Source organism: Streptomyces blattellae (assembly GCF_009709555.1).
Taxonomy (GTDB): Bacteria; Actinomycetota; Actinomycetes; order Streptomycetales; family Streptomycetaceae; genus Streptomyces; species Streptomyces blattellae.
This window is the reverse complement of the sequence record NZ_WJBG01000222.1, coordinates 66,595-89,960: the sequence shown is the minus strand read 5'-3', so window position 1 is coordinate 89,960 and position 23,366 is coordinate 66,595. Positions and strand designations below refer to the sequence as shown.

The window sequence follows — 23,366 nt, the reverse complement described above, 5'->3', positions numbered from 1 at the left end:
ATGTACCGCAAGGACGGCGTCGACTACTTCATCGTCGACGGTCACATCCACTTCTGGGACGGCAGCGAGGAGAACACCGCCAACAAGTACGGCGAGGGCTTCATCCGCTGCTTCTACGACTACCACCGCAACCTCAGCCCCGAGGAATGGGTGTGGCCGCTGGAGAAGTTCCGCAAGTACAGCGAACAGGACCTGATCCACGACCTGTTCGACACCGGATACGTCGACTGGGGCATCTTCCAGCCCACGTACCTGCACGAGTTCTACCGCAAGGGCTTCAACACCACCGAGCGCAACGGGGAACTGGCCCGCAAGTACCCCGACCGCCTCATCGCCAACGGCTCCTTCGACCCGCGTGAGGGCGAGGCCGGCCTGGAGCGGCTGCGGAAGCTGCACGCCGAGTGGAACCTGCGGGGCGTCAAGCTCTACACCGCCGAATGGCGCGGTGCCTCCAAGGGCTGGAAGCTGACCGACCCCGAGGCGCAGGACTACCTGGCGCTGTGCGAGGAGCTGGGCATCCGCAACATCCACGTCCACAAGGGCCCCACCATCTGGCCGCTGAACCGGGACGCCTTCGACGTGGCCGACATCGACCACGCGGCCAGCGCCTTCCCCGCCCTGAACTTCGTCGTGGAGCACTCCGGGCTGCCCCGCCTCGACGACTTCTGCTGGATCGCCACCCAGGAACCCAACGTGTACGCGGGCCTGTCCGTGGTCATGCCGTTCATCCACACCCGCCCCCGCTACTTCGCCCAGATCATCGGTGAGCTGCGGTACTGGCTCGACGACGACCGGATCGTGTTCGGCAGCGACTACGGGATCTGGAGCCCGAAGTGGCTGATCGAGACGTTCGCCGACTTCCAGATCCCCAAGGACCTCCAGTCCGAGTACGGCGCCCTCACCACCGAGGCCAAGCGCAAGATCCTCGGCCTCAACCACGCGCGCCTGTACGACCTGAAGGTGCCCGGCAGTGCCCAGCTGGCGCCCGCCGGAGCGGTGGTGGCATGACCGCCGTCACCGACGCGGTCGACCGGGTCACCGCCGTCAACGCGGCTCTGGCGGCGGTGCTCGACCCGGAACTCGACCGCCCCATCACCGAACTCGGCTTCGTCCGCTCCGTCAGCGTCGGCGCCGACGGCTCGGTCGAGGCCAGGCTCCGGCTGCCCACCTACTTCTGCGCTCCCAACTTCGCCTGGCTGATGGTGGAGGACGCCCGGCGCGAGCTGGCCCGGCTGTCCTGGATGGGGGAGTGCACCGTGATCCTGGAGGACCACTTCGCCTCCGACGAGATCAACCAGGGCGTGGGATGCGGGAAGTCGTTCGCCGAGGCGTTCCCGGGCCTCGCCGACCCCGACCGCATGCAGGAGCTGCGCGCCGTCTTCCTGCGCAAAGGGCACCTGGCCGCCCAGGCCCGCCTCGGCAAGCGGCTGCTGGAGCGCGGCTGGACCCACCGGCAGCTGGCCGACGCGGTCCTGGGCGACCTGCCCGAGCGCCTGACGGTGACGCTGCGCCGCCGACGCGCCCTGCTCGGCCTTCCGGCGGACGTGTCGGCTCCGCTGTTCACCGACAACGAGGGGCGGGCCGTACCCGCCGCCGCTGTGGAGCGGCACCTGCTCATGGGCCGCACGGCCGGTGTCGGAATCGGCGCCAACACCGAGTTCTGCGAGGGCCTGCTGGCCACTCGTTACGGGCCGGCCGGCTGGACGCGAGTGAGCCGCAGAAAGGAGGAAGCGTCATGAAAGCCGTACGACTGCACCAGTACGAGGACCAGCCCCGGCTCGACGAGGTACCCGACCCGGTGATCTCCTCACCGCTCGACGTGATCGTGAAGATCGGCGGCGCCGGCGTGTGCCGTACCGATCTGCACATCATCGAGGGCCAGTGGCAGGCCAAGACCGGGGTTGGCCTGCCCTACGTCCAGGGGCACGAGAACGCGGGCTGGGTCACGGAGGTCGGATCCGCCGTCACCTCCGTCGCTCCCGGCGACCCGGTGATCCTGCATCCGCTCGTCACCTGCGGACTGTGCGCCGCCTGCCGGCGCGGCGACGACGTGCACTGCGCGGCGAGCGCCTTCCCCGGCATCGACTCCGACGGCGGCTTCGCCGAGTACCTGCGCACCAACGCCCGCGCGGTCGTCCCGCTCGATGCGGACCTCGCCCCGGCCGAGGTGGCCGCGCTGGCCGACGCGGGCCTGACGGCGTACCACGCGGCGAAGAAGGCGGCCCGCACGCTCGCTCCGGGAGCCAAGGCCGTGGTGATCGGCGCGGGCGGGCTCGGGCACATCGGCATCCAGGTGCTGCGGGCGCTCACCCCCGCCGAGCTGATCGTCGTCGACCGGTCGGCGCAGGCCCTGAAGCTCGCCGAGACGCTCGGCGCGCACCACACCGTCGTCGCCGACGGCAGCCAGGCCGACCAGGTCGCGGAGCTCACCGCAGGGCAGGGCGCCGAGGCCGTGCTCGACTTCGTCGGCGAGGGCGGCGCCCTGGAGGACGGCGTACGGATGCTGCGCCGGGCCGGCGACTACTACGTCATCGGCTACGGCGGAACCCTGTCCGTGCCGACCATCGACATCATCTCCACCGAGATCAACTTCATCGGAAACCTGGTCGGCTCCTACACCGACCTGGTGGAACTGATGGACCTCGCGGCCCGCGGACTGGTCACCCTCCACACCGTCACCTACCCGCTGGACGACTTCGGCCGTGCCCTGGACGACCTGAACCAGGGCCGGGTGCGCGGGCGTGCCGTGCTCGTGCCCTGATCCGCACACCCCCGAGCAGGTGGCGGCGGCCGGTCCGTGGACCTTCGTCCGTGAGGGTCGGCGCACCGCGGAAACCGCACCCCGGCCGTCGCCACCACCCCCGCACCTGCCGTATCCGAGCCGTACCCGAGCCGTACCCGAAGGGACGACACCGCCATGGCGAAGGAACTGCGCTTCAACGCCGAAGCGCGCGCACTGCTGGAGAGCGGGGTGAACGCACTGGCCGACGCCGTGCGGGTCACCCTCGGCCCGAAGGGCCGCAACGCGGTCCTGGAGAAGCTGACCGGGCCGCCCACCATCACCAACGACGGCGTCACCATCGCCCGCGAGATCCAGCTCAAGAACCCCTTCGCCAACATGGGCGCCCAACTGGTGAAGGAGGTGGCAACCCGCACCAACGGGGATGTCGGCGACGGCACCACCACCGCCACCGTGCTCGCCCAGGCGATCGTCCGCGAGGGGCTGAGGGCGGTCAACGACGGTGCCAACCCGGTGCTGCTGAAGAACGGCATCGAGGCCGCCGTGGCCGCCGCCGTCGACTCGCTGGCCACCCAGTCGCGCCCGGTCCGCACCGACGACGAACTCGTGCGGGTGGCCGCGCTGTCCGCCAACAACGACCCCGCCATCGGCGAGGCCATCGCCCAGGCCGTGGCCCGCGTCGGCCGCACCGGCGTCGTCACCGTGGAGGAGTCGTCGGCCTTCGGGATCACCGTCGAGTACGCCGAGGGCCTGGAGTTCGACAGCGGCTGGATCTCCCCGTACATGGTCACCGATGAAGGACGCATGGAAGCCGTCCTGGAGAACCCGTACCTCCTCTACTGCGACACCAAGATCACCAAGGTGCAGGAGCTGATGCCGGTCCTGGAGCGGGTGATGGGCACCGGCTCCCCGCTGGTCGTCATCGCCGAGAACGTCGACGGGCCCGCGCTCGGCATGCTCGTCACCAACGCGGCGCACGGCACCTTCCGTTCGCTCGCGGTACGCGCCCCCGGCTTCGGCTTCCGGCGCATCGCCGAACTGGAGGACATGGCCGCGCTCACCGGTGGCCGGGTCATCACCGGCACCGCGGGCCGCACCCTGGAGAGCGTCACCCTCGACGACCTGGGGCGTGCCGAGAAGGTCATCGCCACCGAACGCTTCACCACCGTCCTCGGCGGGGCCGGCGGCGACGAGCGGGTGGCCGAACGCATCGAGAACCTCAAGACCGAACTGGAGCGCGCCACCAACGAGCACGACCAGGACAAGCTCGGCGAACGCATCGCGAAACTCTCCGGCGGCGTCGCCGTCATCCGCGTCGGCGCCGCGAGCGGCGTCGAGCTCAAGGAGAAGCAGATGCGCCTGGAGGACTCGCTCGCCGCCACCCGGGCGGCGGCCGAGGAAGGCGTCGTGGCGGGCGGCGGCGCGGCGCTGCTCCACGCGCGGGCCGACATCGCCGCACTCGAACTCCCCGGCAAAGAGGTGGCGTTGGGCTGCACCATCGTCGCCAAGGCGCTCGCCGAACCGCTGCGCTGGATCGCCATCAACGCCGGTCTCGACCCCGACGAGGCGGAGGCCGAGGTGGCCACGCTGCCCGTCGGCAGCGGCCTGGACGCCCTGCGCGGCGACTACGCCGACCTGCACCGGCGCGGGATCATCGACCCGGTCAAGGTCACCCGCAGCGCGCTGCTCAGCGCCGCGTCCATCGCCGCCCTGCTGCTCACCACCGAGACGCTGATCGTCGAGGAGATCATCGGCAATCCCGGCTCCATCCACTCCCCGGAGATCGGCGACCTCGCCGAGGGGCTGCCGCGTCCGTCCAACATCCCGTAGCCGGAGGCAGGGAGCATCGAATGATCTTCATCGCCGTACGGTTCACCGTCCGCCCGGAGTACCGCGACCAATGGCCCGGCCTCGTGGCCGACTTCACCGCAGCCACCCGCGCCGAGCCCGGCAATCTCTTCTTCGAGTGGTCCGCCGACACCGCCGACCCGGACCGCTTCGTCCTCCTGGAGGCGTTCGCCTCCCAGGAGGCGGGCGTCGAACACGTCAACTCCGGCCACTTCAAGGCGGCGATGGCCTGGATGCCGGACGTGGTGGCCGTGACCCCCGACATCATCAACGTCGAGACGGAGGGGCAGGGATGGTCGCGGATGGCGGAGATCACGCCACGGAACTGACCCCCGCAGGGGGCGTCCGGCACCTGATGAAGGCCTGGATCGCCTGTGCGACGACGATGGTGTTCCTGCTGGCCGGGTGCCAGCTCGGGAGCGTGAGCGCGGCCCGTGCCGACCGGCGGCCGGTCGTCCTGACGACGTTCACGGTCCTGGCCGACATCGCCGCCAACGTCGCGGGCGACCACCTCCGGGTGGAGTCCATCACCAAGGCCGGTGCGGAGATCCACGGGTACGAGCCCACACCGGACGACGTCAAGAAGGCCGCCGGAGCCGATCTGATCATCGACAACGGCCTGCACCTGGAAGCCTGGTTCGAGCAGTTCGTGGCCGAGACCGACGTACCGCACGCGGTGGTCAGCGAAGGAGTCAGGCCGATCGACATCGCCGAGGACGCCTACCGCGGACGGGCCAATCCGCACGCGTGGATGTCACCGCTGAACGTGCAGATCTACGTGGACAACATGGTGAAGGCGTTCAGCGACCTCGACCCGGACAACGCGGCCGCGTTCGAGGCCAACGGCACGCGCTACAAGCGGCAGCTGCAAGGCGTCCACGACGAGCTGGTGGGTGCGCTGGGCCGCCTGCCGGGCAGTGAACGGGCGCTCGTCACCTGTGAGGGCGCCTTCTCCTACCTGGCACGCGACGCGGGCCTGACCGAACGCTACATCTGGGCCGTCAACGCCGAACAGCAGGCCACTCCGCAGCAGATCACCCGCACGATCGACTTCGTCGAACAGAACAGAGTCCCCGCGGTGTTCTGCGAGTCCACCGTGTCCGACGCTCCGATGCGCCAGGTCGTCTCGGCCACCGGCGCCCGGTTCGGCGGTGTGCTCTACGTCGACTCGCTGTCCGGACCGGAGGGTCCCGTGCCGACCTACCTCGACCTGATCCGCCACGACGCGGACACCATCGTCACCGCGCTGAACGGGACCGCCCGATGACCGCGCCGGCGATCCACGTCGACCAGGCGACCGTCCGTTACGGCGACGTCGTCGCACTCGACCGCGTCACTCTGTCGCTGGCCGCCGGACGGGTGTGCGGGCTCGTGGGGATGAACGGCTCGGGCAAGTCGACGCTGTTCAAGACCATCATGGGTGCCCTCAAGCCCGACAGCGGCACCGTGCGCGTCAACGGCGGCCCGCCCGTGCGGGCACGCAAGTCCGGAGCGATCGGCTACGTACCCCAGAGCGAGGACGTGGACTGGGCGTTCCCGCTGTCGGTTCGGGATGTCGTGATGACCGGCCGCTACGGGCACCTGGGCTTCACCCGGCGCCCGCGTCGCGCCGACCACGAGGCGGTGGACCACGCCCTGGAGCGTGTGCAGCTCACCGGCCTGGCCGACCGCCAGATCGGGCGGCTCTCCGGCGGCCAGCGCAAACGCGCCTTCGTCGCCCGCGGAATCGCGCAGGGGGCCGGCATCCTGCTGCTGGACGAGCCCTTCGCCGGTGTCGACAAGGGCTCGGAGGCCACCATCACCCGTCTGCTGCGCGAACTGGCCGGGGACGGGGCCGCCGTTCTGGTGTCCACCCACGACCTGCACGCCCTGCCCAGCCTCGCCGACGAGGCGGTCCTGCTCATGCGCACGGTCCTCGTCCACGGCTCACCGGACGAGGTCCTCCGGCCCGACAACCTCGCGCGGGCGTTCGGGCTGGACGTGCTCCGGCGAGAGGAGCCGGTGTGACCCTCTACGAGTTCCTCCTGGAACCCCTCACCTACAGCTTCATGGTCCGGGCCCTGGCGGCCACGCTCGTCGCGGCCGTGGTCTGCGCGGTGCTGTCCTGCTGGCTGGTCCTCATCGGCTGGTCGCTCATGGGCGACGCCGTCTCCCACGCCGTGCTGCCCGGCGTGGTGCTCGCCTACATCCTCGGTGTGCCGTTCGCGCTGGGCGCCGTCGTCTTCGGCGTGCTGGCCGTCGCGCTCATCGGCGTGGTCCGGGACACCAGCCGGATCAAGGAGGACGCCGCGATCGGCATCGTGTTCACCACCCTGTTCGCGCTCGGCCTGGTGCTGATCTCGGTCACGCCCAGCCAGACGGACCTCAACCACATCATCTTCGGCAGCCTGCTCGGCGTCGACCGCGCCGATCTGATCCAGATCGCCGCCCTCGGCGCGGTCACCCTCGCTCTGCTGATCCTCAAACGCCGCGACTTCACCCTCTACGCCTTCGACCCGACCCACGTGCAGGCCATCGGCCTGTCCCCCCGTCTGCTCGGCGCGGCCCTGCTCGGACTGCTCGCCTTCACCTGCGTGGTGGCCCTCCAGGTCGCCGGTGTCATCCTGGTCGTGGCCATGCTGGTCATCCCCGGCGCGACCGCCTACCTGCTGACCGACCGATTCCAGCGCATGCTGCTGATCGCACCGGCCTTCTCCGCCGCCGCGGCCGTCACCGGCCTGTACCTGAGCTACTACCTCGACACCGCCTCCGGCGGCATGATCGTCCTGGTCCAGGGCGCCGCGTTCGCCCTCGTGTACCTCTTCGCCCCGCGCCACGGCCTCATCGGCCACCGGATCACCAGGCGCCGGCATCTCCAGGCGCACACGCGTGAAGCCCCCTCGATCACCGAACTGGAGGCATACCACCGCTGAGTCGCAACCGATTGACTCTCCGCTACGTCGATGCTCTTGACTTGGCATTCCCGCAAGGGCAGTTGGGATGGCGTTTCCATGCGTCACACTGACGTGCCGAGCGGGCGTCGAAGGGGAGTGATGCATGGCCGGGTGGAGACCAGCCCTGGCCGCGGCGGCGGGGGCGCTGCTGCTGGCCGGGTGTACCAGCGGGTCGCCGGACGGCGAGGCCGAGGGGAAGGGGAAGCCGAAAGGGAGCCCCGACGCCTCGGCCTCGCCGTCGTCGGCGACTGCGGTGAGCGAGCCGTACACGCTGGCGGAGGAACGGGCGCCGAGGACGCGGGCGGAGGCGTTGGCTTTCGTCCGTGAACTCGACGTGCGGCCCGACTACTTCGGTGTCGGGTATCGCAAACGCGAGCCCTTCGAAAGTGATCCGTCCGAGTGGGCCGTACTGCAGGACGACTGCCAGTGGCGGCGCGAGCCACTGCCCAAGACCGTACTGGCCAGCCTCACGCGGGCGTTCGAGCTGCCGGAGAAGGGCGGCAAGGGTCCGGTGTACGTATCGCTGACCGTCACCGTGCACCAGGACACCATGGCGGCGCGGCGCGACATGGCGGGGGCGCTGGAGTCGGCGCTGAGCTGCCCCCAGCAGCGGCTGAACGCCACGGACGTGGTGCGGGGCCTGTACTCCCGGGTCGACGCGTTCACCGACGAGCGGAACGCGATCAGCGAGGACGACCTCGCGGAGTCCGGGGAGTGGATCGTCGACGGCGAGAGCCGGGCACACCCCTTCGACTGGTACAAGTTCCGGCTCGGGCCGGTCACGGTGGCCGCGACCGCACGGCACGGCGCGGGCCGGACCGAGGAGGAGGACTCCACGGTCACCGTCGACATGGTCGAGGGGCTGGGCTTCGTCGCCGCCGGCATCGACCGCCGGGGCGACGCGACGGAACCGGCGGAGACATCGACGGGCACATCGGCGGGCACGCCGGGCGAGACCGAGGGGGCGGAACGATGAGCGAGACCTTGCAGCCGTCCGACCCGTCCCGTATCGCCGGGTTCCGGCTGTTGCGTCGGCTCGGTGCGGGCGGGATGGGTGTCGTCTATCTCGGACGCACCGACGCGGGGGCGCTCGCGGCGGTCAAGGTGATCCGGGGGGAGAGCGCCGGTGACGACGACTTCCGTGCCCGGTTCGCGCGGGAGGTGGAGCTGGCGCGGCGGGTGGACAGCCCCTGGGTGGTCTCCGTCCTGGACGCCGACGCGGAGACCCGCGAGCCCTGGCTGGCCACCGTGTTCGTCCCCGGTCCCTCCGTCGCCGAGGCGGTCGCCGCGCACGGCCCGCTGCCGTGGCGTGCGGTGCGGGTGCTCGGCGGGCTGCTGGCCGGCGCGCTGGACGCCGTGCACACGGCCGGGCTCGTCCACCGCGACGTCAAGCCGGGCAACGTGCTGCTCGCTCTGGACGGGCCGCGCCTGATCGACTTCGGCATCGCACGCGCCGCCGACGACACGGCGCTGACCGCGTCCGGGGTCGTGGTCGGCACGCCCGGATTCCTCGCCCCGGAGCAGGCCCGGGGCCGGCCGGCCACCTCCGCGAGCGACCTCTTCGCGCTGGGCTGCGTGCTGGCGTACGCCGCGACCGGCATCCCGCCCTTCGGCACCGGGACGCCGGACGCCCTGCTGTACCGCACCGTCCACGACGAGCCGGAACTCGGGGACCTGGAAGGCGAGTCACGGACCCTGGTGGAGCGCTGCCTGGCCAAGGACCCCGACGCACGGCCCACGGCCGACGAGATACGGCGCCTGCTCGCCACGGACGCCACGGCCGCCCCGGACACCTCCGGCGACTGGCTCCCCGGCCCCGTGGCGCGGATGGTCGCCGCGAGGGCCGCCGAGAGTCTCGCCCTGCCCGGCATCGAGCCCACGGTCGTGGACGAACCGGCCGAGCAGGCCCCGCAGGACACACCTCCGGCCCGGCGCCCCGGACGGCGCCGGCTGCTGCTCGCCGGCGGTGCGCTGCTGCTCGCCGGCGGCGGGACCGGAACGGCGGTGTGGGCGGCGGCGGACGACGACAAGGAGCCGTCCGGGGGCGGCGGGCGTCCCGTGTACGTCCTCGGCGTGCACACGTCCACCGGCACGGGGAACGCCGCCGTCAGCCGGGCCTGCGAACGCGCCGCCCGCTTCGCCGTCGCCGAGCACAACCTCTCCCCGCGGCGCTCCTACGACCTGAAGGTGGAGGTCCTGGCCGACCGCGGCGACGTCAACTCCGCCCTGGAGGTGGCCCGTTCGTTCACCGCCGACCGGAAGGTCGTGGCCGTGCTGGGGCCGGTCGCCGAGATCCCGATGCGCGGGGCCGCGGCCGTCTACGGCGAGGCGGGGCTGACCCATGTGTCCAGCAGCACGGGGCAGCAGGACTACTTCGTGACATCGCCCAAGACCTCGTTCCAGAGCGCCGCTCCGCATCTGGCGCTCGGCACCTGGATCGCGGTCCACGCGTTGGTGACCGGCCAGGTGGCGCGGATCGGCGTCGTGATCGACCGGGACGGCGGCCCGACCGTCCAGGACCAGGGCGCCCTGGTCAGCGCGTGGCGCGACCAGCTGGGCGCCGAGGTCGTCCCCCGCGTCGTCGCGGAGCGGACGGACGACGGCCCCGAGGCGGTCCGCGAACTGCTCGCCGCCGGTGTCGGGGCCTTCGCCTACCTGGGCCCCCTGGACGCCACCGTCCGCGCGGCCCGGGACCTGGCCACGGCAGGCTTCACGGGGCCGCGCTGGATGCAGCACCAGCTGTACGGCTCGGACTTCCCGCGCCGGGCGGGTGCCGCGGGCGAGGGCTGGTACGCGGTCACCTCGGCCGTGGACCCCTCCGTACTGGCGACTCGGCGGGCCAGGGACTTCACGGCGGCGTGGCGGAAGCGCTACGGCGGCACCCCGGAGCCGTATGCCACCGAGGCATACGACAGCGTGCGGATGCTGCTCGCCGAGTTCGCCCGCACGGTCCCGGCCGGGGCACGCCGACGGCCGGTACGGGCCGACCTCGCCGCGCGGCTGGCGACGGCGAAGTACACGTACGACGGCATCGCCCGGACGTACACCTTCGGCGAGCTCCACCAGTACGACAACAGCGGCGACGGCTGGACGGACGACACCTTCGTCCACGAGGTCCGCGGCGGGCGGTTCCGGCAGCTCGGATCGCTGGCCGAGCTGGATCGTGCGGCGAAGGCCGACAGCTGACGTGGGCGGGAAGCCGAGGGGGTCGACGAGGGCCGCGGCGGCGGTTCCCTGGCGGCCGGATAAGGGAGAAGGCTGCTGACGTGGAACGGCTTCTGTCCTCCGATCCCTCCTTGATCGGCGGCCACCGGCTCGCGGGACGGCTCGGCGCGGGCGGCATGGGCGTCGTCTACCTGGCGCGCTCGCCGCACGGCGCCTGGTGCGCGCTGAAGGTGATCCGCGCCGAGTACGCCGACGACCACGGCTTCCGCGCCCGGTTCCGCCGTGAGGCCGAACTCGCGTCGCGTCTCACCAGCAGGTGGACCGTCCCGGTCGTCGCGGCCGACGCCGACGCCCGCTCTCCGTGGCTGGCCACGGCCTACGTGCCGGGCCCGTCCCTCGCCGAGGCCGTGGCGCTGCACGGGCCGTGGCCCGAGGATCGACTGCGCGGCCTGGGCACCGCGCTGGCGGAGGCGCTGGACGGGGTGCACGCGGCCGGGCTGGTCCACCGGGACGTCAAGCCCGCGAACGTCCTGCTGGCCGCGGACGGGCCGCGGCTGATCGACTTCGGGATCGCCCGGGCCGTCGGCGCGACCGCCCTCACCACGGACGGCTCCGTCGTGGGCTCCCCCGGCTATCTCTCGCCCGAGCAGGCCCGCGGGCACACCGTGGGCCCGCCCAGCGACGTCTTCTCGCTCGGCTGCGTCCTCGCCCACACGGCCACCGGCCTGCCCCCGTTCGGCACCGGCGGCGCGGCGGCCGTGCTGTACCGGACCGTGCACGAGGAACCGGACCTGGACGGCGTACCGGAGGGGCTCGACGGGATCGTACGGCGGTGTCTGGCGAAGGAACCCGAGCGGCGGCCGAGCGCACGTGAACTGCGCGAGACGTTCGGTGAGTTCGCGGCGGACGCCTGGCTGCCCGAGCGACTGCCCGCCCTGGTCGCCGCCCGTGCCGCACGCGTCCTCGACCTGCCCGTGCCCGAACCCACCGTGGTCACCGGGCCGTCGCCCGCCGCCGCTCCCGAAACGCCCGCCTCGCCCACCCGGCGGCGCCTGCTCGTCGCGGGGGCCGCGGCCGGTGTCACCGCGGTGGGCGGGGCCGGAGCGTGGTGGCAGTGGGGCCGCCGCAACAGCGCGTCGGCGAACCCGGGTTCGCCTCGCCGGTCCCGCCATGGGGTCGCCCTGCTCGGCAGCCCGGACGGCCCCTTCTTCGCGGCTCACCGGCGCGGCGCCCTGCTCGCCGTCGAACAGCACAACCGCGATCCGCGACGCACCGTCGACCTCGTGCTGCGCACCGCCGACGACCGCGGTACCGCGGCGGGCTCCGCCGAGGCGGCCGAACGGCTGGCCGCCGACCCGGACGTGTCCGTGGTGATCGCCGCGGGCACGAACGCGACCGTGCCGGCAGCCCTGCCCGTGTGCACGGAGGCGCGGCTGCCCGTCCTGGTCACCCGCGCCGACACCGAGGGCCTCAACAACGTCAAGACCACCACCGCGCTGGTGCTGCGCTCCACCCGGACGATCGGCCCACACGCGGCCTTCCGCTATCTGAACCGGGTCGTCAAACCCGCCCGCACGGTGGTCGTGCACGACAGGGCCACCGAGGCGGCGAGCCTGGCCACGGTCCGCTTCGTCACCCTCCACCCCAACCTCGACAGCGAGACGGTGCTGGAGGAGGTCGCGGCCGGCGAGGACTTCGCCGCCGCCGCGCGCCGCATCGCCGCCCGCCCCGATGACGCCGTCCTCTTCGCCGGGGTGCGCCCCGACCGTGCCGCCGCCTGCGCCCGCGCGCTGCGGGCCGCGGGCCACCGCGGCGCCCGGACCGCGGGCGAGCACGTCCTCGCCCCCGTCTTCCTCGCCGTCGGCGAGGACTGGCGGATCGGCACGGGCTACACCGACGCCGGCGCCGATCCCCGTACGCGAGCCTTCGCCGCCGCGTTCCGTGCCCGCCACAAACGCCCGCCCGGCCCCTGGGCGGCCGAGGCCTATGACGCGGTCCGGTTCGCCGCCCACGGCCTCGCGGCCCTCGCCGGTGACGGCCGGTCCGCCCTGCGCTCGGAACTCCTGCGCACCCCCTGGCAGGGCGTCACCCGCCGGGTGAGCTTCGAAGCCACCTCGCAGTTCTTCGACGCCGGTGACGGAAACGGCGGGTTCCTGTACCGCGTGACCGGGGGGACCGCCCGTTTCGTCGCGCGCTCCGCCGACATCGGCGACGCCTGAAAACACTTGGACTCCGTCCGCCCGCCCGCGGGACACTACGGCTTCTGCCCTGCCCGTACTCGCACGGACACCGAGGCAGCGGCACCTCCTTACCGGGCACGCGGCGGGCTGCCGTACGACACCACGGGGTTGAGATGGGATCGCCTGAATCGGGAGAGCTGCGCCGGGCCAAGGGCTCGGTGCTGCTCGCTCTTCGTTACTACGGACGGGAGTTGTCCCGGCTGCGGTGGCTGGCACTGCCCGCGATGCTGCTGCCGGCGCTCGGCAACATCGGCATCAACTACGTCGCGCCGCTGGTCGTCGCGAACCTGGTCGGCCGCGTCGCCGACGACACGAGTGTCTCCCTGGGCGCGACGCTGCCGTACGTCCTCGGTTTCGCCGGTGTCCTGCTGCTCGCGGAGACGCTGTGGCGCATCGGCCTGCACTGCCAGAACCGGGTCGACGCGCTCGCCATCGAGCATCTGTACGTGGTCGGCATGGACGAACTCTTCGCCAAGGACGCCACCTTCTTCCACGACAACTTCGCCGGGGCGCTGACCAAGCGGGTGCTGAGCTTCGCCTCCCGGTTCGAGGAGTTCATCGACACACTGTCGTTCCAGGTCGTGGCCAGTTTCGTGCCGCTGCTGTTCGGAGGGGTGGTGCTGTGGCGCTACGAACCCCTGCTCGTCGTCGGGCTGTTGGCGATGATCGCGTTGACCGCGCTGTGCGTGCTGCCGCTCATCCGGCGCCGTCAGGCACTCGTCGACCAGCGCGAGGAGGCCATCGCCCGGGTGTCGGGTCATGTCGCCGACAGCCTGATGAACATGGACACGGTCCGGGCGTTCGCAGCCGAGGAGCGCGAGGCCGCCGAGCACCGGTCCCGGGTCGCGCACTCGCGGCGGCTCACGCTGAGGTCGTGGGACTACGGCAATCTGCGCATCGACACGCTGGTCGCGCCGATGTCCGTGCTGACCAACACGCTGGGCCTGCTGGTCGCGGTCACCCTCGCCGGGGGCACGCAGGGCGTGGAGGCGGTCGTGGTCGCCTTCACGTACTACACGAACGCGACGCGGATCATGTTCGAGTTCAACCAGATCTACCGCCGCCTGGAGAGTTCGATGACGGAGGCCGCGCAATTCACCGAACTGCTGCTCCAGCCGCCGACCGTGCTCGACCCGGCGGTTCCGGAGCCCCTGCTGCCCGGCGCCGCCGACGTCCGCTTCGAGCGGGTGACCTTCTCCCACGCAGGAGCGGAGCCGCTCTTCAAGGGCCTCGACCTGGACGTGCCCAGCGGGACGAAGCTCGGGCTCGTCGGCCGGTCCGGGGGCGGCAAGACCACGCTCACCCGGCTGCTGCTGCGGATGACCGACATCGACGGCGGCCGGATCCTGGTCGGGGGACAGGACATCAGCAGGCTCCGCCAGGCCGACCTGCGCGGACTGATGGCGTACGTGCCGCAGGACCCGGCGATGTTCCACCGCACCCTGCGGGACAACATCGCGTTCGCCCGCCCGGACGCCACCGAGGCCGAGATCCGCCGCGCGGCTCAGGCGGCGCATGTCACGGAGTTCGCCGACGCCCTGCCGCAGGGCTTCGACACCCTGGTGGGCGAGCGCGGCATCAAGCTGTCCGGCGGACAGCGCCAGCGGGTCGCTCTCGCCCGGGCGATCCTGCGCGACGCGCCCGTCCTGCTGCTCGACGAGGCGACCAGTGCCCTGGACTCCGAGAGCGAGCTGCTCGTCCAGGAGGCGCTGTGGCGGCTGATGGAGGGGCGGACGGCGCTGGTGGTCGCGCACCGGCTGAGCACCGTCGCCAGCATGGACCAGCTCGTCGTCCTGGACCGCGGACGGATCGTCGAGCAGGGCACGCACCAGCAACTGCTCGCGTCGGACGGGACGTACGCGAAGCTGTGGCAGCACCAGTCGGGCGGCTTCCTCGACGACACCGCCGCCGACTACGGCACGAGCCCCGCCGTCGGCTCCGCGGCAGCGGAGTCCGGCCACTGAGGGACGACGAGCGCCAACGGAGGGCCGGAGCACGGCGTCCCGGCCGGCCACGCGGGCCGGGACGCCGTGATCAGACGGTTCAGACGAGGTCGAACCGGTCCAGGTTCATGACCTTGTCCCACGCCGCGACGAAGTCCGTCACGAACTTCTCCTTCGCGTCGTCGCTCGCGTAGACCTCGGCGAGCGCACGCAGCTCGGAGTTGGAGCCGAAGACCAGGTCGGCACGGGTGCCGGTCCACTTGACCTCGCCCGTGGCGGCGTCGCTGCCCTCGAACAGGGTCTGGTCCTCGGAGGTCGACTTCCACGTCGTGCCCAGGTCGAGCAGGTTGACGAAGAAGTCGTTCGTCAGCACGCCCGGGGTCTCGGTGAGGACGCCGTGCTTCGACTGCTGGGTGTTCGCACCCAGGACACGAAGGCCACCGACGAGGGCCGTCATCTCGGGGGCGCTCAGGGTCAGCAGGTTCGCCCGGTCCAGCAGCAGGTACTCGGCGGGGAGGCGGTTGCCCTTGCCGAGGTAGTTGCGGAACCCGTCCGAGGTCGGCTCCAGCGCGGCGAACGACTCCGCGTCGGTGTGCTCCTCGGTCGCGTCGACCCGGCCCGGAGTGAAGGGCACCTCGATGTCGAAGCCCGCGTCCTTGGCGGCCTTCTCCACGCCGGCGCAGCCGCCGAGGACGATCAGGTCGGCCAGGGACACCTTCTTGGCGCCGGAGTTGAACTCGCCCTGGATGCCCTCAAGGGTGCGCAGCACCGACGCGAGCTGGTCGGGGTCGTTCGCCTCCCACGTGCGCTGCGGCTCCAGACGGATACGCGCGCCGTTGGCGCCGCCGCGCTTGTCGCTGCCGCGGTGCGTCGAGGCCGACGCCCACGCGGTGGAGACCAGTTCGGAGACCGACAGGCCCGAGTCGAGGAGCTTGGCCTTGAGCGCCGCGATGCCGGCGGCGTCGATGACCTCGCCCTCGGCCTGCGGCAGCGGGTCCTGCCACAGCAGGGTCTCCTGCGGGACCTCCGGGCCGAGGTACAGGGACTTCGGGCCCATGTCGCGGTGGGTCAGCTTGTACCAGGCGCGGGCGAAGGCGTCCGCGAACTGGTCCGGGTGCTCGTGGAAGCGCTTCGAGATCTCGCCGTAGATCGGGTCGAAGCGCAGCGAGAGGTCGGTGGTGAGCATCGTGGGCCGACGCTTCTTCGACGGGTCGTGGGCGTCCGGGATGATCTCCTGGGAGTCCTTGGCCACCCACTGGTTGGCACCCGCGGGGCTCTGGGTGAGCTCCCACTCGTAGCCGAAGAGGATGTCGAAGAAGTCGTTGCTCCACTGGGTCGGCTTGGTGGTCCAGGTGACCTCAAGGCCGGAGGTGATGGCGTCGCCGCCCTTGCCGGTGCCGTAGGTGGACTTCCAGCCCAGGCCCTGCTCCTCCATGGACGCGGCCTCGGGGTCGTTGCCGACCGCGTCGGCCGGGCCGGCGCCGTGGGTCTTGCCGAAGGTGTGGCCACCGGCGATGAGGGCAACGGTCTCCTCGTCGTTCATCGCCATGCGGCGGAACGTCTCGCGGATGTCGCGGGCCGCGGCCAGCGGGTCCGGGTTGCCGTTGGGGCCCTCGGGGTTGACGTAGATGAGGCCCATCTGGACGGCGCCGAGCGGGTTCTCCAGCTCACGGTCGCCGGTGTAGCGCTGGTCGTCGAGCCAGGTGGTCTCGGGACCCCAGTACACGTCCTCGTCGGCCTCCCAGACGTCGGCGCGTCCGCCGCCGAAGCCGAAGGTGGTGAAGCCCATGCTCTCCAGTGCGACGTTACCGGTGAGGATCATGAGGTCGGCCCAGGAGATGGACTGGCCGTACTTCTTCTTGACCGGCCACAGCAGACGGCGGGCCTTGTCCAGGTTGCCGTTGTCCGGCCAGCTGTTCAGCGGCGCGAAGCGCTGCTGGCCACGGCCGCCACCACCGCGGCCGTCGCTGATGCGGTAGGTGCCGGCGCTGTGCCAGGCCATGCGGATCATCAGCGGGCCGTAGTTGCCGAAGTCGGCGGGCCACCAGTCCTGCGAGGTGGTGAGCACCTCGGCGATGTCCCGTTTCACGGCGTCCAGGTCGAGGGCCTGGAAGGCCTCGGCGTAGTCGAAGTCCGCACCGAGCGGGTTCGCTACGACGGGGTCCTTGGCGAGGATCTTGAGGTTCAGGCGCTCCGGCCACCACTGGCGGTTGCCGCCGCCCTGGGTCGGGTGCGGCGCACGCCCGTGTACGACCGGGCAGCCTCCTGTGCCCTCCGCCTTGGGGTCGGTGACGATTGCATCAGGGTTCTCAGCCATGGGAATCCTTCCGGAACTTACTGGATCTTCGGTGCTCAGGAACTTCGTGGGATCGAACAGCCGGGGCAGTGGCCCCAGTAGATGACCTCGGCCTCGTCGATCGAGAAGCCGTGGTCCTCGGACGCGGTCAGACAGGGCGCCTTGCCCATCGCACAGTCGACGTCGGCGACGGCACCGCACGACCGGCAGATGACATGGTGGTGGTTGTCCCCGACACGTCCCTCGAACCGGGCCGGGCTGCCGGCCGGCTCGATGCGCCGGATGAGGCCCGCCGCGGTGAGCGCGTGCAGGCCCTCGTAGACGGCTTGGAGGGAGACATGGCCGACGCGGTCTCGGACTCCGGAGGCGATCGCCTCGACACCGAGGTGGTCGCCGTGCCGGACAGTCTCAAGCAGCGCGACACGGGCCGCCGTCACCCGCAGGCCGGCGCCGCGCAGCTCCTCGGCCGTGGTCGGAGTCTCGGATGCGGTCATGCCGCAGAACCTATCCTCAAGAACACGAACGATTCAAGAATACGACTCGTTCTAATTTCATGTCGAGTCGGGGCGCGGGAAGCGGCCGAGAAGGCACGGTGACGGTGGAGTGCATGACGGCCACACGGAGTGACCGGAATCCGGCGCGACGTATCAAGAACCCGGGCCGGCGACGACGACGGAAGCGACCGCCGCTCAGCTCACGCAGCCCACATGCGCCAGCGCCTGCTTCAGCAGCACCCCGTGCCCGCCCGGCATGTCGCTCTGCACCGCCGGCGACAGGGCTTCCTGCGGGCTGAACCAGACGAGGTCGAGGGCGTCCTGGCGGGGCCGGCAGTCGCCGGTGACCGGCACGATGTAGGCGAGCGAGACCGCGTGCTGACGCGGGTCGTGGTACGGCGTGATGCCGAGGGTGGGGAAGTACTCGGCCACCGTGAAGGGCTGGAGGGAGGCCGGGACGTGCGGCAGGGCCACCGGGCCGAGGTCCTTCTCCAGGTGGCGCAGGAGGGCGTCCCGGACCCGCTCGTGGTGCAGGACACGGCCGGAGACCAGCGTCCGGCTGACCGTTCCGTCGGGTCCGATGCGCAGCAGCAGGCCGATGCTGCTGACTTCGCCGCTGTCGTCGACGCGCACGGGCACTGCCTCGACGTACAGGATCGGCATGCTGGCGCGCGCCATCTCCAGCTCGTCGGAGGAGAGCCAGCCGGGCGTGGTTTCGGTCATGTCAGACATTGCTTGATCATACTTTCAGGAGTTGACGGAAAACCGGTAGACCCGTCGAGCGTTGTCCTGCCCGGCCCAGCGGGCGATACGCAGCGCGTCCGGCAGGCTCAGTTCGCCGGCGTCCACCCGGTCCTGCAGCAGTCCGGCCAGCCCCTGCCGGAAGGCCACCGCGCCGAGCAGATGGAACTCGGCCAGACCATAGGCGTCGGAGCTGTACAGCAGCTTGCGGAACGGAGTGATTTCCAGGGCCTCCGCCAGGACCGCCCGGGCCCGGGCCGGCCCGACGTGGTGCAGGGTCAGCCCCACATCGAGGTACACCCGCTCGAACACCGCGGCCAGATAGGCGGCCTGCCGCTGGTACGGCCAGCAGTGCAGCAGCAGCACCGGGACGGTGCCGCTCGTCAGGTGCAGCCAGTCGGTCAGGAGGGCGGGGTCCGCGCGGTGCAGGCGGATGTCGTCGTCGCCGAAGCCCGTGTGCAGCTGGAGCGGCAGTCCCAGCTCCACGGCCGTCCACAGCAGATGCCGTACGAGAACGGGGTGCTGGAGCCGGCCGCCCGAGGTGAGCCACTGCCGGGCTGCCTCGGTCACCTCCTCGTCCGTGGGACGGGCCGGGTCCAGGTCGAAGCCGGAGCGATAGGCGGCCACGGACTTCACCGCCACCACGCCCGGACGCCGTACGGCCTCCTCCGCCGCCGCGCGGAACGTGCGCGCGTACGCGTCCGCTTCGACCCCCTCGGCCGCGACCGCCTCGGCGACGGCTTCCAGTCGTACGATGTCGTACGCGTCCGCGTGCGCCGCCTCCGCCAGCTCCGCCGGAGTGGTCAGCCCGTCCGGGCGGTAGCCGGTGTCGACGCAGAGCACATCCGTCCGCGCGGCCCTGAGGAAGCGCCGGTTCACCTCGCCGGGGCCCAGCTCGGTGCGCCGGGTCAGGTAGTCGTCGGCGGGTGCGTGCCGGGGCAGGTCGAGGAGGGGAGCGCAGTGGCGGCGGACGGCCGCGCCGACAGGAGTGTCGAACATCGAGACGCCCGGCCAGGGCTCGCCCTCGGTGAGCAGCGACTCGAAGCCCTCGCGGCCGAGACCGGCGGTGGTCACACCGTGGCAGTGATGGTCGAAGAGCGGCAGCCCGGCCAGCTCCTCCCCGACGGCGCCCACGTCAGTACTTCCAGCGGTACGCCGCCGCGATCCGCTCGTCGTCCAGTCCGGCGACGGCCGCGATCTCCCCGAGGCGTACGGCGGTCACCGCGTCGGCGAGCACCGGGCCCAGGGCGGTGCGCAGCCCCTCGTCCTTGCGGAACTCCTCGACCGACTCCGCCAGCGAGGTGGGCAGCCGGCGCACCGCCTCGCCCAGCCGTGCCGGGTCGCCGGTGATCTCCTCGGGCAGGGGCGCCGATGACGACACTCCGTCCAGTCCGGCGGCGATCAGGCAGCCGAGGGCGAGATACGGGTTGGCGGCCAGGTCGACCGGTTTGACCTCAAGGTTCGCCGCCTGGTCGCGCAGGCCCGCCGTACCGGTGACGACGCGTACCGCCGCTTCACGGGTCTCGTGGCCCCAGGCGGTGAACACCCCGGCCCACTGGGAGGGTTTCAGCCGCAGATGGCTCGCCGGGCTCGGGGCGGTGACGGCCGTGAGCGCGGGCAGATGGGCGAGGATCCCGGCCGCGAAGGACTCCGCCTCGGCCGTCATGCCGTACCGGCCCGCGCCGCCGGAGTGCAGGTTCGCGCCGTCGCGCCAGGCGGAGAGGTGGATGTGGCCGCCGTTGCCGACGCCCCGCGCGGACACGGCCGGGGCGAAGGAGACGACCAGCCCGTGGCGCTGCGCCACCGCCCGGACGGTCTGCCGCACCAGCACACTGCGGTCGGCCGCCGCGACCGGGTCGAGCGCGCCCACCGAGATCTCGAACTGCCCCGCCGCGTACTCGGGATGGACCTGCTCGACGTCCACGCCCTGCGCCGCGCACGCCGCCAGCAGATCGGCCGTGCAGTCGCTCAGCTCCACCTGCCGGACCGCGCCGTACGCCGGACCCGACACCGCGGGCACGAACTCCCCGTCCGCCGCGGGTCCCCGGCCCACCGCCCACTCGATCTCGATCGCCGCCCGGAAGGTGACGCCGTGCCGCTCGGCCGCGTCGGCGACGGTCCGGCGCAGGAAGGTGCGGCTGCATCCGGGGTGCCGCTCGCCGTCCTGGGTGATCCGGTCGACCGGCGCCCACGCCCAGCCGGGCTGCCCGGCCAGGGCGACCAGTCGGTCCAGGTCGGGGTAGAGACGCAGATCGCCGTCGGGTGAGCCGAGGACATCGGTGGAGACGATGGAGTCGTCCGCCAGGAACGTGTCGAAGACCGGCGACATGCCGACGCCCCACGCCGCCGCCGAGGCGAGCCTGGCGGTGGGGACGGTCTTCACCCGGCCGATGCCCGCCGTGTCGACGTAGGCCAGGACGATGCCGTGCACACCCCGGCCGGACAGCTCCCCGCTGAGCGCGGTGGCCCGTTCGACATCGCCCGGACGCCCTCCGGGAACGGGGTCGGCAAGGGTGGTCATACGTCCTCCTCGTGCGGCGGCTACGTCAGCGTTTCACGGCCACCGCGCCGAACTGCGGTACCGCGGCGGGCAGGTCGGGCCCGGCACGCCACTGGGAGCACGGCACCATGCCCGGGTCGAGCAGCTCCAGTCCGTCCAGGAAGGCTGCTATGTCCGCGCGGCTGCGGGCCGTGATCGGCGGGGTGGCGTTCTCGTTCCAGAACTCCATCGCCGGGATCTGGCCCTCGCCGCCCAGGTCGGCGTCGAAGGTGGGGTGCGTCAGGGCCAGGAAGCTGCCGGAGGGGACGGCGTCCATGACCCGGCGCACGATGCGCCGCGCCTCGTCGGTGTCCAGTACGAAGTTCATGATGCCGAGCATCATCACGGCGACCGGACGGGTGAAGTCGAGGCTCCTCGCGGCGTGTTCGAGGATCGCCCCGGGGTCGTGCACATCGGCGTCGATGTAGTCGGTGACGCCCTCGGGGGTGCCGGTCAGCAGCGCCCGAGCGTGCACGAGCACGATCGGGTCGTTGTCGGCGTAGACGATGCGGGCCTCGGGTGCGATGCGCTGGGCGATCTCGTGGGTGTTCTCGGCCGTCGGCAGCCCGGTGCCGATGTCGAGGAACTGCCGCACTCCACACTCACCGGCGAGGAACCGCACGGCCCGGCCGAGGAATTCACGGTCCGCGCGGGCGATGTCCCGGATCACCGGGAACATGGTCGCCACATGCTCGCCGACCTGCTGATCGACCTCGTAGTTGTCCTTGCCGCCGATCCAGTAGTTCCACACGCGGGCGTTGTGTGCCACAGCGGTGTTCAGCCCCGGTCTGGGGTGGGTCTCGCTCAACTCTGCTCCTTCGCGCGCCCGGTGCCGTCGCCGTCATTGTGCCGCTCCGGTGATCAGCATGTCCCGGAAACACTTTCCTACCGGCGAGTACCCCGGCCCTGTGACGGGTGTGCCGCCTGAGGTAGGGTCCCCTGCGATCCGCAACCACTCACTGGCTGCAGACCGCTACGGGCGGTGTCGAAGGGGGCGGCAGCATCATGGAATTCCATCTGGTCGAGGAGGAGCCGGCGCGGGACGGTGCGCGGCTGGAAGCCCTGGCTCCGGAACCCCTGCTGACGCGGGACTACGAGACCCGGCCCGCGCTCGTCTACGAGCGGCTGCGCGAGCGCCACGGCCCGGTCGCCCCGGTCGATCTGCTGGGCGTGCCCGCATGGCTGGTGCTGGGCTACCGCGAGTCGCTCCAGGTGCTGCACGACGACGCCGGCTGGCCGAAGGGCCTGGAGAACTGGCGGGCCAGGTCGGAGGGCCGGGTGCCCGCCGACTGGCCGCTCGCGCCCTCCCTCGACGTCAACCACGTGCTCATCCAGGGCGGTTCGGGGCACCGGCGGCTCCGCATCGCCTGGGACGCCACCCTGCGGCCGTTCCAGGACCCGCGCCAGCCGCAGGCCAAGCGGCTGAAGGCGGCCGTCACGACGTACGCCGACGAGCTGATCACCCTGCTCGCCCAGGGCGGCGGCACGGGCCTGGCCGACCTGTCGGCGCAGTTCTCCCGCCCGCTGCCGCTGATGGCGGCCAGCCATCTGCTCGGCTTCCCCGGCTCGCAGGGCGACGACGCCCTGATGGACATGTGGCGGGTGCTGGACGCGGGCCCGGACGCCGAACCCGCCCTGGCGCGGCTGCTGCGGACCCTCACGGAGCTGGCCGCCGCCAAGCGGGAGCAACCGGGCGACGACTTCCCCTCCCTGCTGCTGGCCGCCGACCCCGACCTCTCGGTCGACGAACTCGCCCGCGAGCTCTTCATGCTGCTCGGCATGACCTCCGACCACGTCGGCATCCTCATCTCCAACACCGTCGTCGAGGTGATCTCCGGGGAACGCGAGGGAGGAGTGCGTGCGGTCCTGTCCGCCGGGATGGTCCGGGAGACCATGAACCGGGTGGTCATGCGCAAGCCGCCGCTGGTCAACTTCGTGCCGAGGTTCGCGGCCGCGGACACCCGGCTGGGGAACTACACCATCCACGCCGGTGACCCCGTGTGGGTCTCCTCCGCCGCCGCGCACGCCGACCCGGTGTTCGCCGGGCACACGGCACCGGGATCCTCCACCATCAGCAGCCGGGCGCACCTGTCCTGGGGAGCGGGCCCGCGCCAGTGCCCGGCCCGCGAGCTGGCGTCGACGATCGCTGCGGCGGGCGTGAGCCGTGTCTTCGAACGGTTCGCCCACCTGGAGCTGGCCCTGCCGGTCGACCAACTGCCCTGGCGTTCCTCGCCGTTCATGCGGGGGCTGCGCTCGCTGCCGGTGCGCTACGAACTCGCCGAGCAGGCACCGCGCCCGGTGCCGACGGCACCCCCGGAAGCCGCGGCGCCCCCGGCGGACGCACCGGACCAGGTGGTCCGCCGGCGGTCCTCGCTGTGGCGGTACCTGACGGGGCTGATCCGCCCGGGCGGCTGAGCGCACTGGCGT

19 protein-coding genes are annotated in these 23,366 nt (G+C 71.8%); 13 read left to right on the top strand and 6 right to left on the bottom strand.

Features of this window, described 5'->3' with window-relative positions; genetic code table 11:
• From GFH49_RS31970 to GFH49_RS31915, 12 genes are all read left to right on the top strand, one after another.
• Positions 1-1,008, top strand: coding sequence for an amidohydrolase family protein (locus tag GFH49_RS31970; RefSeq protein WP_155059551.1), 1,008 nt, complete (start codon positions 1-3; stop codon positions 1,006-1,008).
• The gene (locus tag GFH49_RS31965; RefSeq protein ID WP_155059550.1) at positions 1,005-1,739 is read left to right on the top strand and encodes an iron-sulfur cluster assembly protein; all 735 of its coding nucleotides are present in this window, start codon (positions 1,005-1,007) and stop codon (positions 1,737-1,739) included. The genes GFH49_RS31970 and GFH49_RS31965 overlap by 4 nt, the downstream gene beginning before the upstream one ends.
• Positions 1,736-2,761: an NAD(P)-dependent alcohol dehydrogenase gene (locus GFH49_RS31960; protein WP_155059549.1), complete on the top strand. Its 1,026-nt coding sequence runs from the start codon at positions 1,736-1,738 to the stop codon at positions 2,759-2,761. Before GFH49_RS31965 ends, GFH49_RS31960 begins: the two co-directional genes overlap by 4 nt.
• A 156-nt stretch (positions 2,762-2,917) precedes the next feature.
• Positions 2,918-4,570, top strand: coding sequence for a chaperonin GroEL (groL, locus tag GFH49_RS31955; protein ID WP_155059548.1), 1,653 nt, complete (start codon positions 2,918-2,920; stop codon positions 4,568-4,570).
• 20 nt (positions 4,571-4,590) lie between these two features.
• Complete coding sequence (locus GFH49_RS31950) at positions 4,591-4,917, top strand: putative quinol monooxygenase (RefSeq protein WP_155059547.1); 327 nt, start codon at positions 4,591-4,593, stop codon at positions 4,915-4,917.
• Entirely contained in the window at positions 4,881-5,855 is a 975-nt protein-coding gene (locus GFH49_RS31945; RefSeq protein WP_328288308.1) for a metal ABC transporter substrate-binding protein, read from the top strand. The genes GFH49_RS31950 and GFH49_RS31945 overlap by 37 nt, the downstream gene beginning before the upstream one ends.
• Entirely contained in the window at positions 5,852-6,595 is a 744-nt protein-coding gene (locus tag GFH49_RS31940) for a metal ABC transporter ATP-binding protein (protein WP_155059546.1), read from the top strand. The genes GFH49_RS31945 and GFH49_RS31940 overlap by 4 nt, the downstream gene beginning before the upstream one ends.
• On the top strand, positions 6,592-7,500 hold the full coding sequence (locus tag GFH49_RS31935) for a metal ABC transporter permease (protein WP_155059545.1): 909 nt from the start codon (positions 6,592-6,594) through the stop codon (positions 7,498-7,500). The genes GFH49_RS31940 and GFH49_RS31935 overlap by 4 nt, the downstream gene beginning before the upstream one ends.
• A 124-nt stretch (positions 7,501-7,624) precedes the next feature.
• Positions 7,625-8,497, top strand: coding sequence for a hypothetical protein (locus GFH49_RS31930; protein WP_230396615.1), 873 nt, complete (start codon positions 7,625-7,627; stop codon positions 8,495-8,497).
• On the top strand, positions 8,494-10,707 hold the full coding sequence (locus tag GFH49_RS31925) for a bifunctional serine/threonine-protein kinase/ABC transporter substrate-binding protein (protein ID WP_155059544.1): 2,214 nt from the start codon (positions 8,494-8,496) through the stop codon (positions 10,705-10,707). Before GFH49_RS31930 ends, GFH49_RS31925 begins: the two co-directional genes overlap by 4 nt.
• 80 nt (positions 10,708-10,787) lie before the next feature.
• A complete protein-coding gene (locus tag GFH49_RS31920) occupies positions 10,788-12,905 on the top strand; it encodes a bifunctional serine/threonine-protein kinase/ABC transporter substrate-binding protein (protein WP_155059543.1) in 2,118 nt (705 codons plus the stop codon).
• 134 nt (positions 12,906-13,039) lie between these two features.
• Positions 13,040-14,890 (top strand): ABC transporter ATP-binding protein, encoded by a 1,851-nt coding sequence (locus GFH49_RS31915; protein ID WP_155059542.1) that lies wholly within the window; start codon positions 13,040-13,042, stop codon positions 14,888-14,890.
• 79 nt (positions 14,891-14,969) lie between these two features.
• Here GFH49_RS31915 and katG read toward each other — a convergent pair whose 3' ends face one another.
• From katG to GFH49_RS31885, 6 genes are all read right to left on the bottom strand, one after another.
• Complete coding sequence (gene katG, locus GFH49_RS31910; RefSeq protein ID WP_155059541.1) at positions 14,970-17,186, bottom strand: catalase/peroxidase HPI; 2,217 nt, start codon at positions 17,184-17,186, stop codon at positions 14,970-14,972.
• A 35-nt stretch (positions 17,187-17,221) separates the two neighbouring features.
• Positions 17,222-17,659, bottom strand: a complete 438-nt coding sequence (locus GFH49_RS31905) for a Fur family transcriptional regulator (protein WP_155059540.1) — start codon at positions 17,657-17,659, stop codon at positions 17,222-17,224.
• 195 nt (positions 17,660-17,854) lie between these two features.
• The gene (locus GFH49_RS31900) at positions 17,855-18,382 is read right to left on the bottom strand and encodes an NUDIX hydrolase family protein (protein WP_196218186.1); all 528 of its coding nucleotides are present in this window, start codon (positions 18,380-18,382) and stop codon (positions 17,855-17,857) included.
• A gap of 24 nt (positions 18,383-18,406) precedes the next feature.
• Entirely contained in the window at positions 18,407-19,534 is a 1,128-nt protein-coding gene (locus GFH49_RS31895) for an amidohydrolase family protein (RefSeq protein ID WP_155059538.1), read from the bottom strand.
• A gap of 1 nt (position 19,535) precedes the next feature.
• Positions 19,536-20,921: a type I glutamate--ammonia ligase gene (locus GFH49_RS31890; RefSeq protein WP_155059537.1), complete on the bottom strand. Its 1,386-nt coding sequence runs from the start codon at positions 20,919-20,921 to the stop codon at positions 19,536-19,538.
• 25 nt (positions 20,922-20,946) lie between these two features.
• Positions 20,947-21,747, bottom strand: coding sequence for an SAM-dependent methyltransferase (locus GFH49_RS31885; protein ID WP_155059536.1), 801 nt, complete (start codon positions 21,745-21,747; stop codon positions 20,947-20,949).
• Between the two features lie 197 nt (positions 21,748-21,944).
• Here GFH49_RS31885 and GFH49_RS31880 point away from each other — a divergent pair, with 197 nt between their 5' ends.
• Entirely contained in the window at positions 21,945-23,354 is a 1,410-nt protein-coding gene (locus tag GFH49_RS31880; RefSeq protein ID WP_155059535.1) for a cytochrome P450, read from the top strand.
• Positions 23,355-23,366 lie beyond the last annotated feature (12 nt).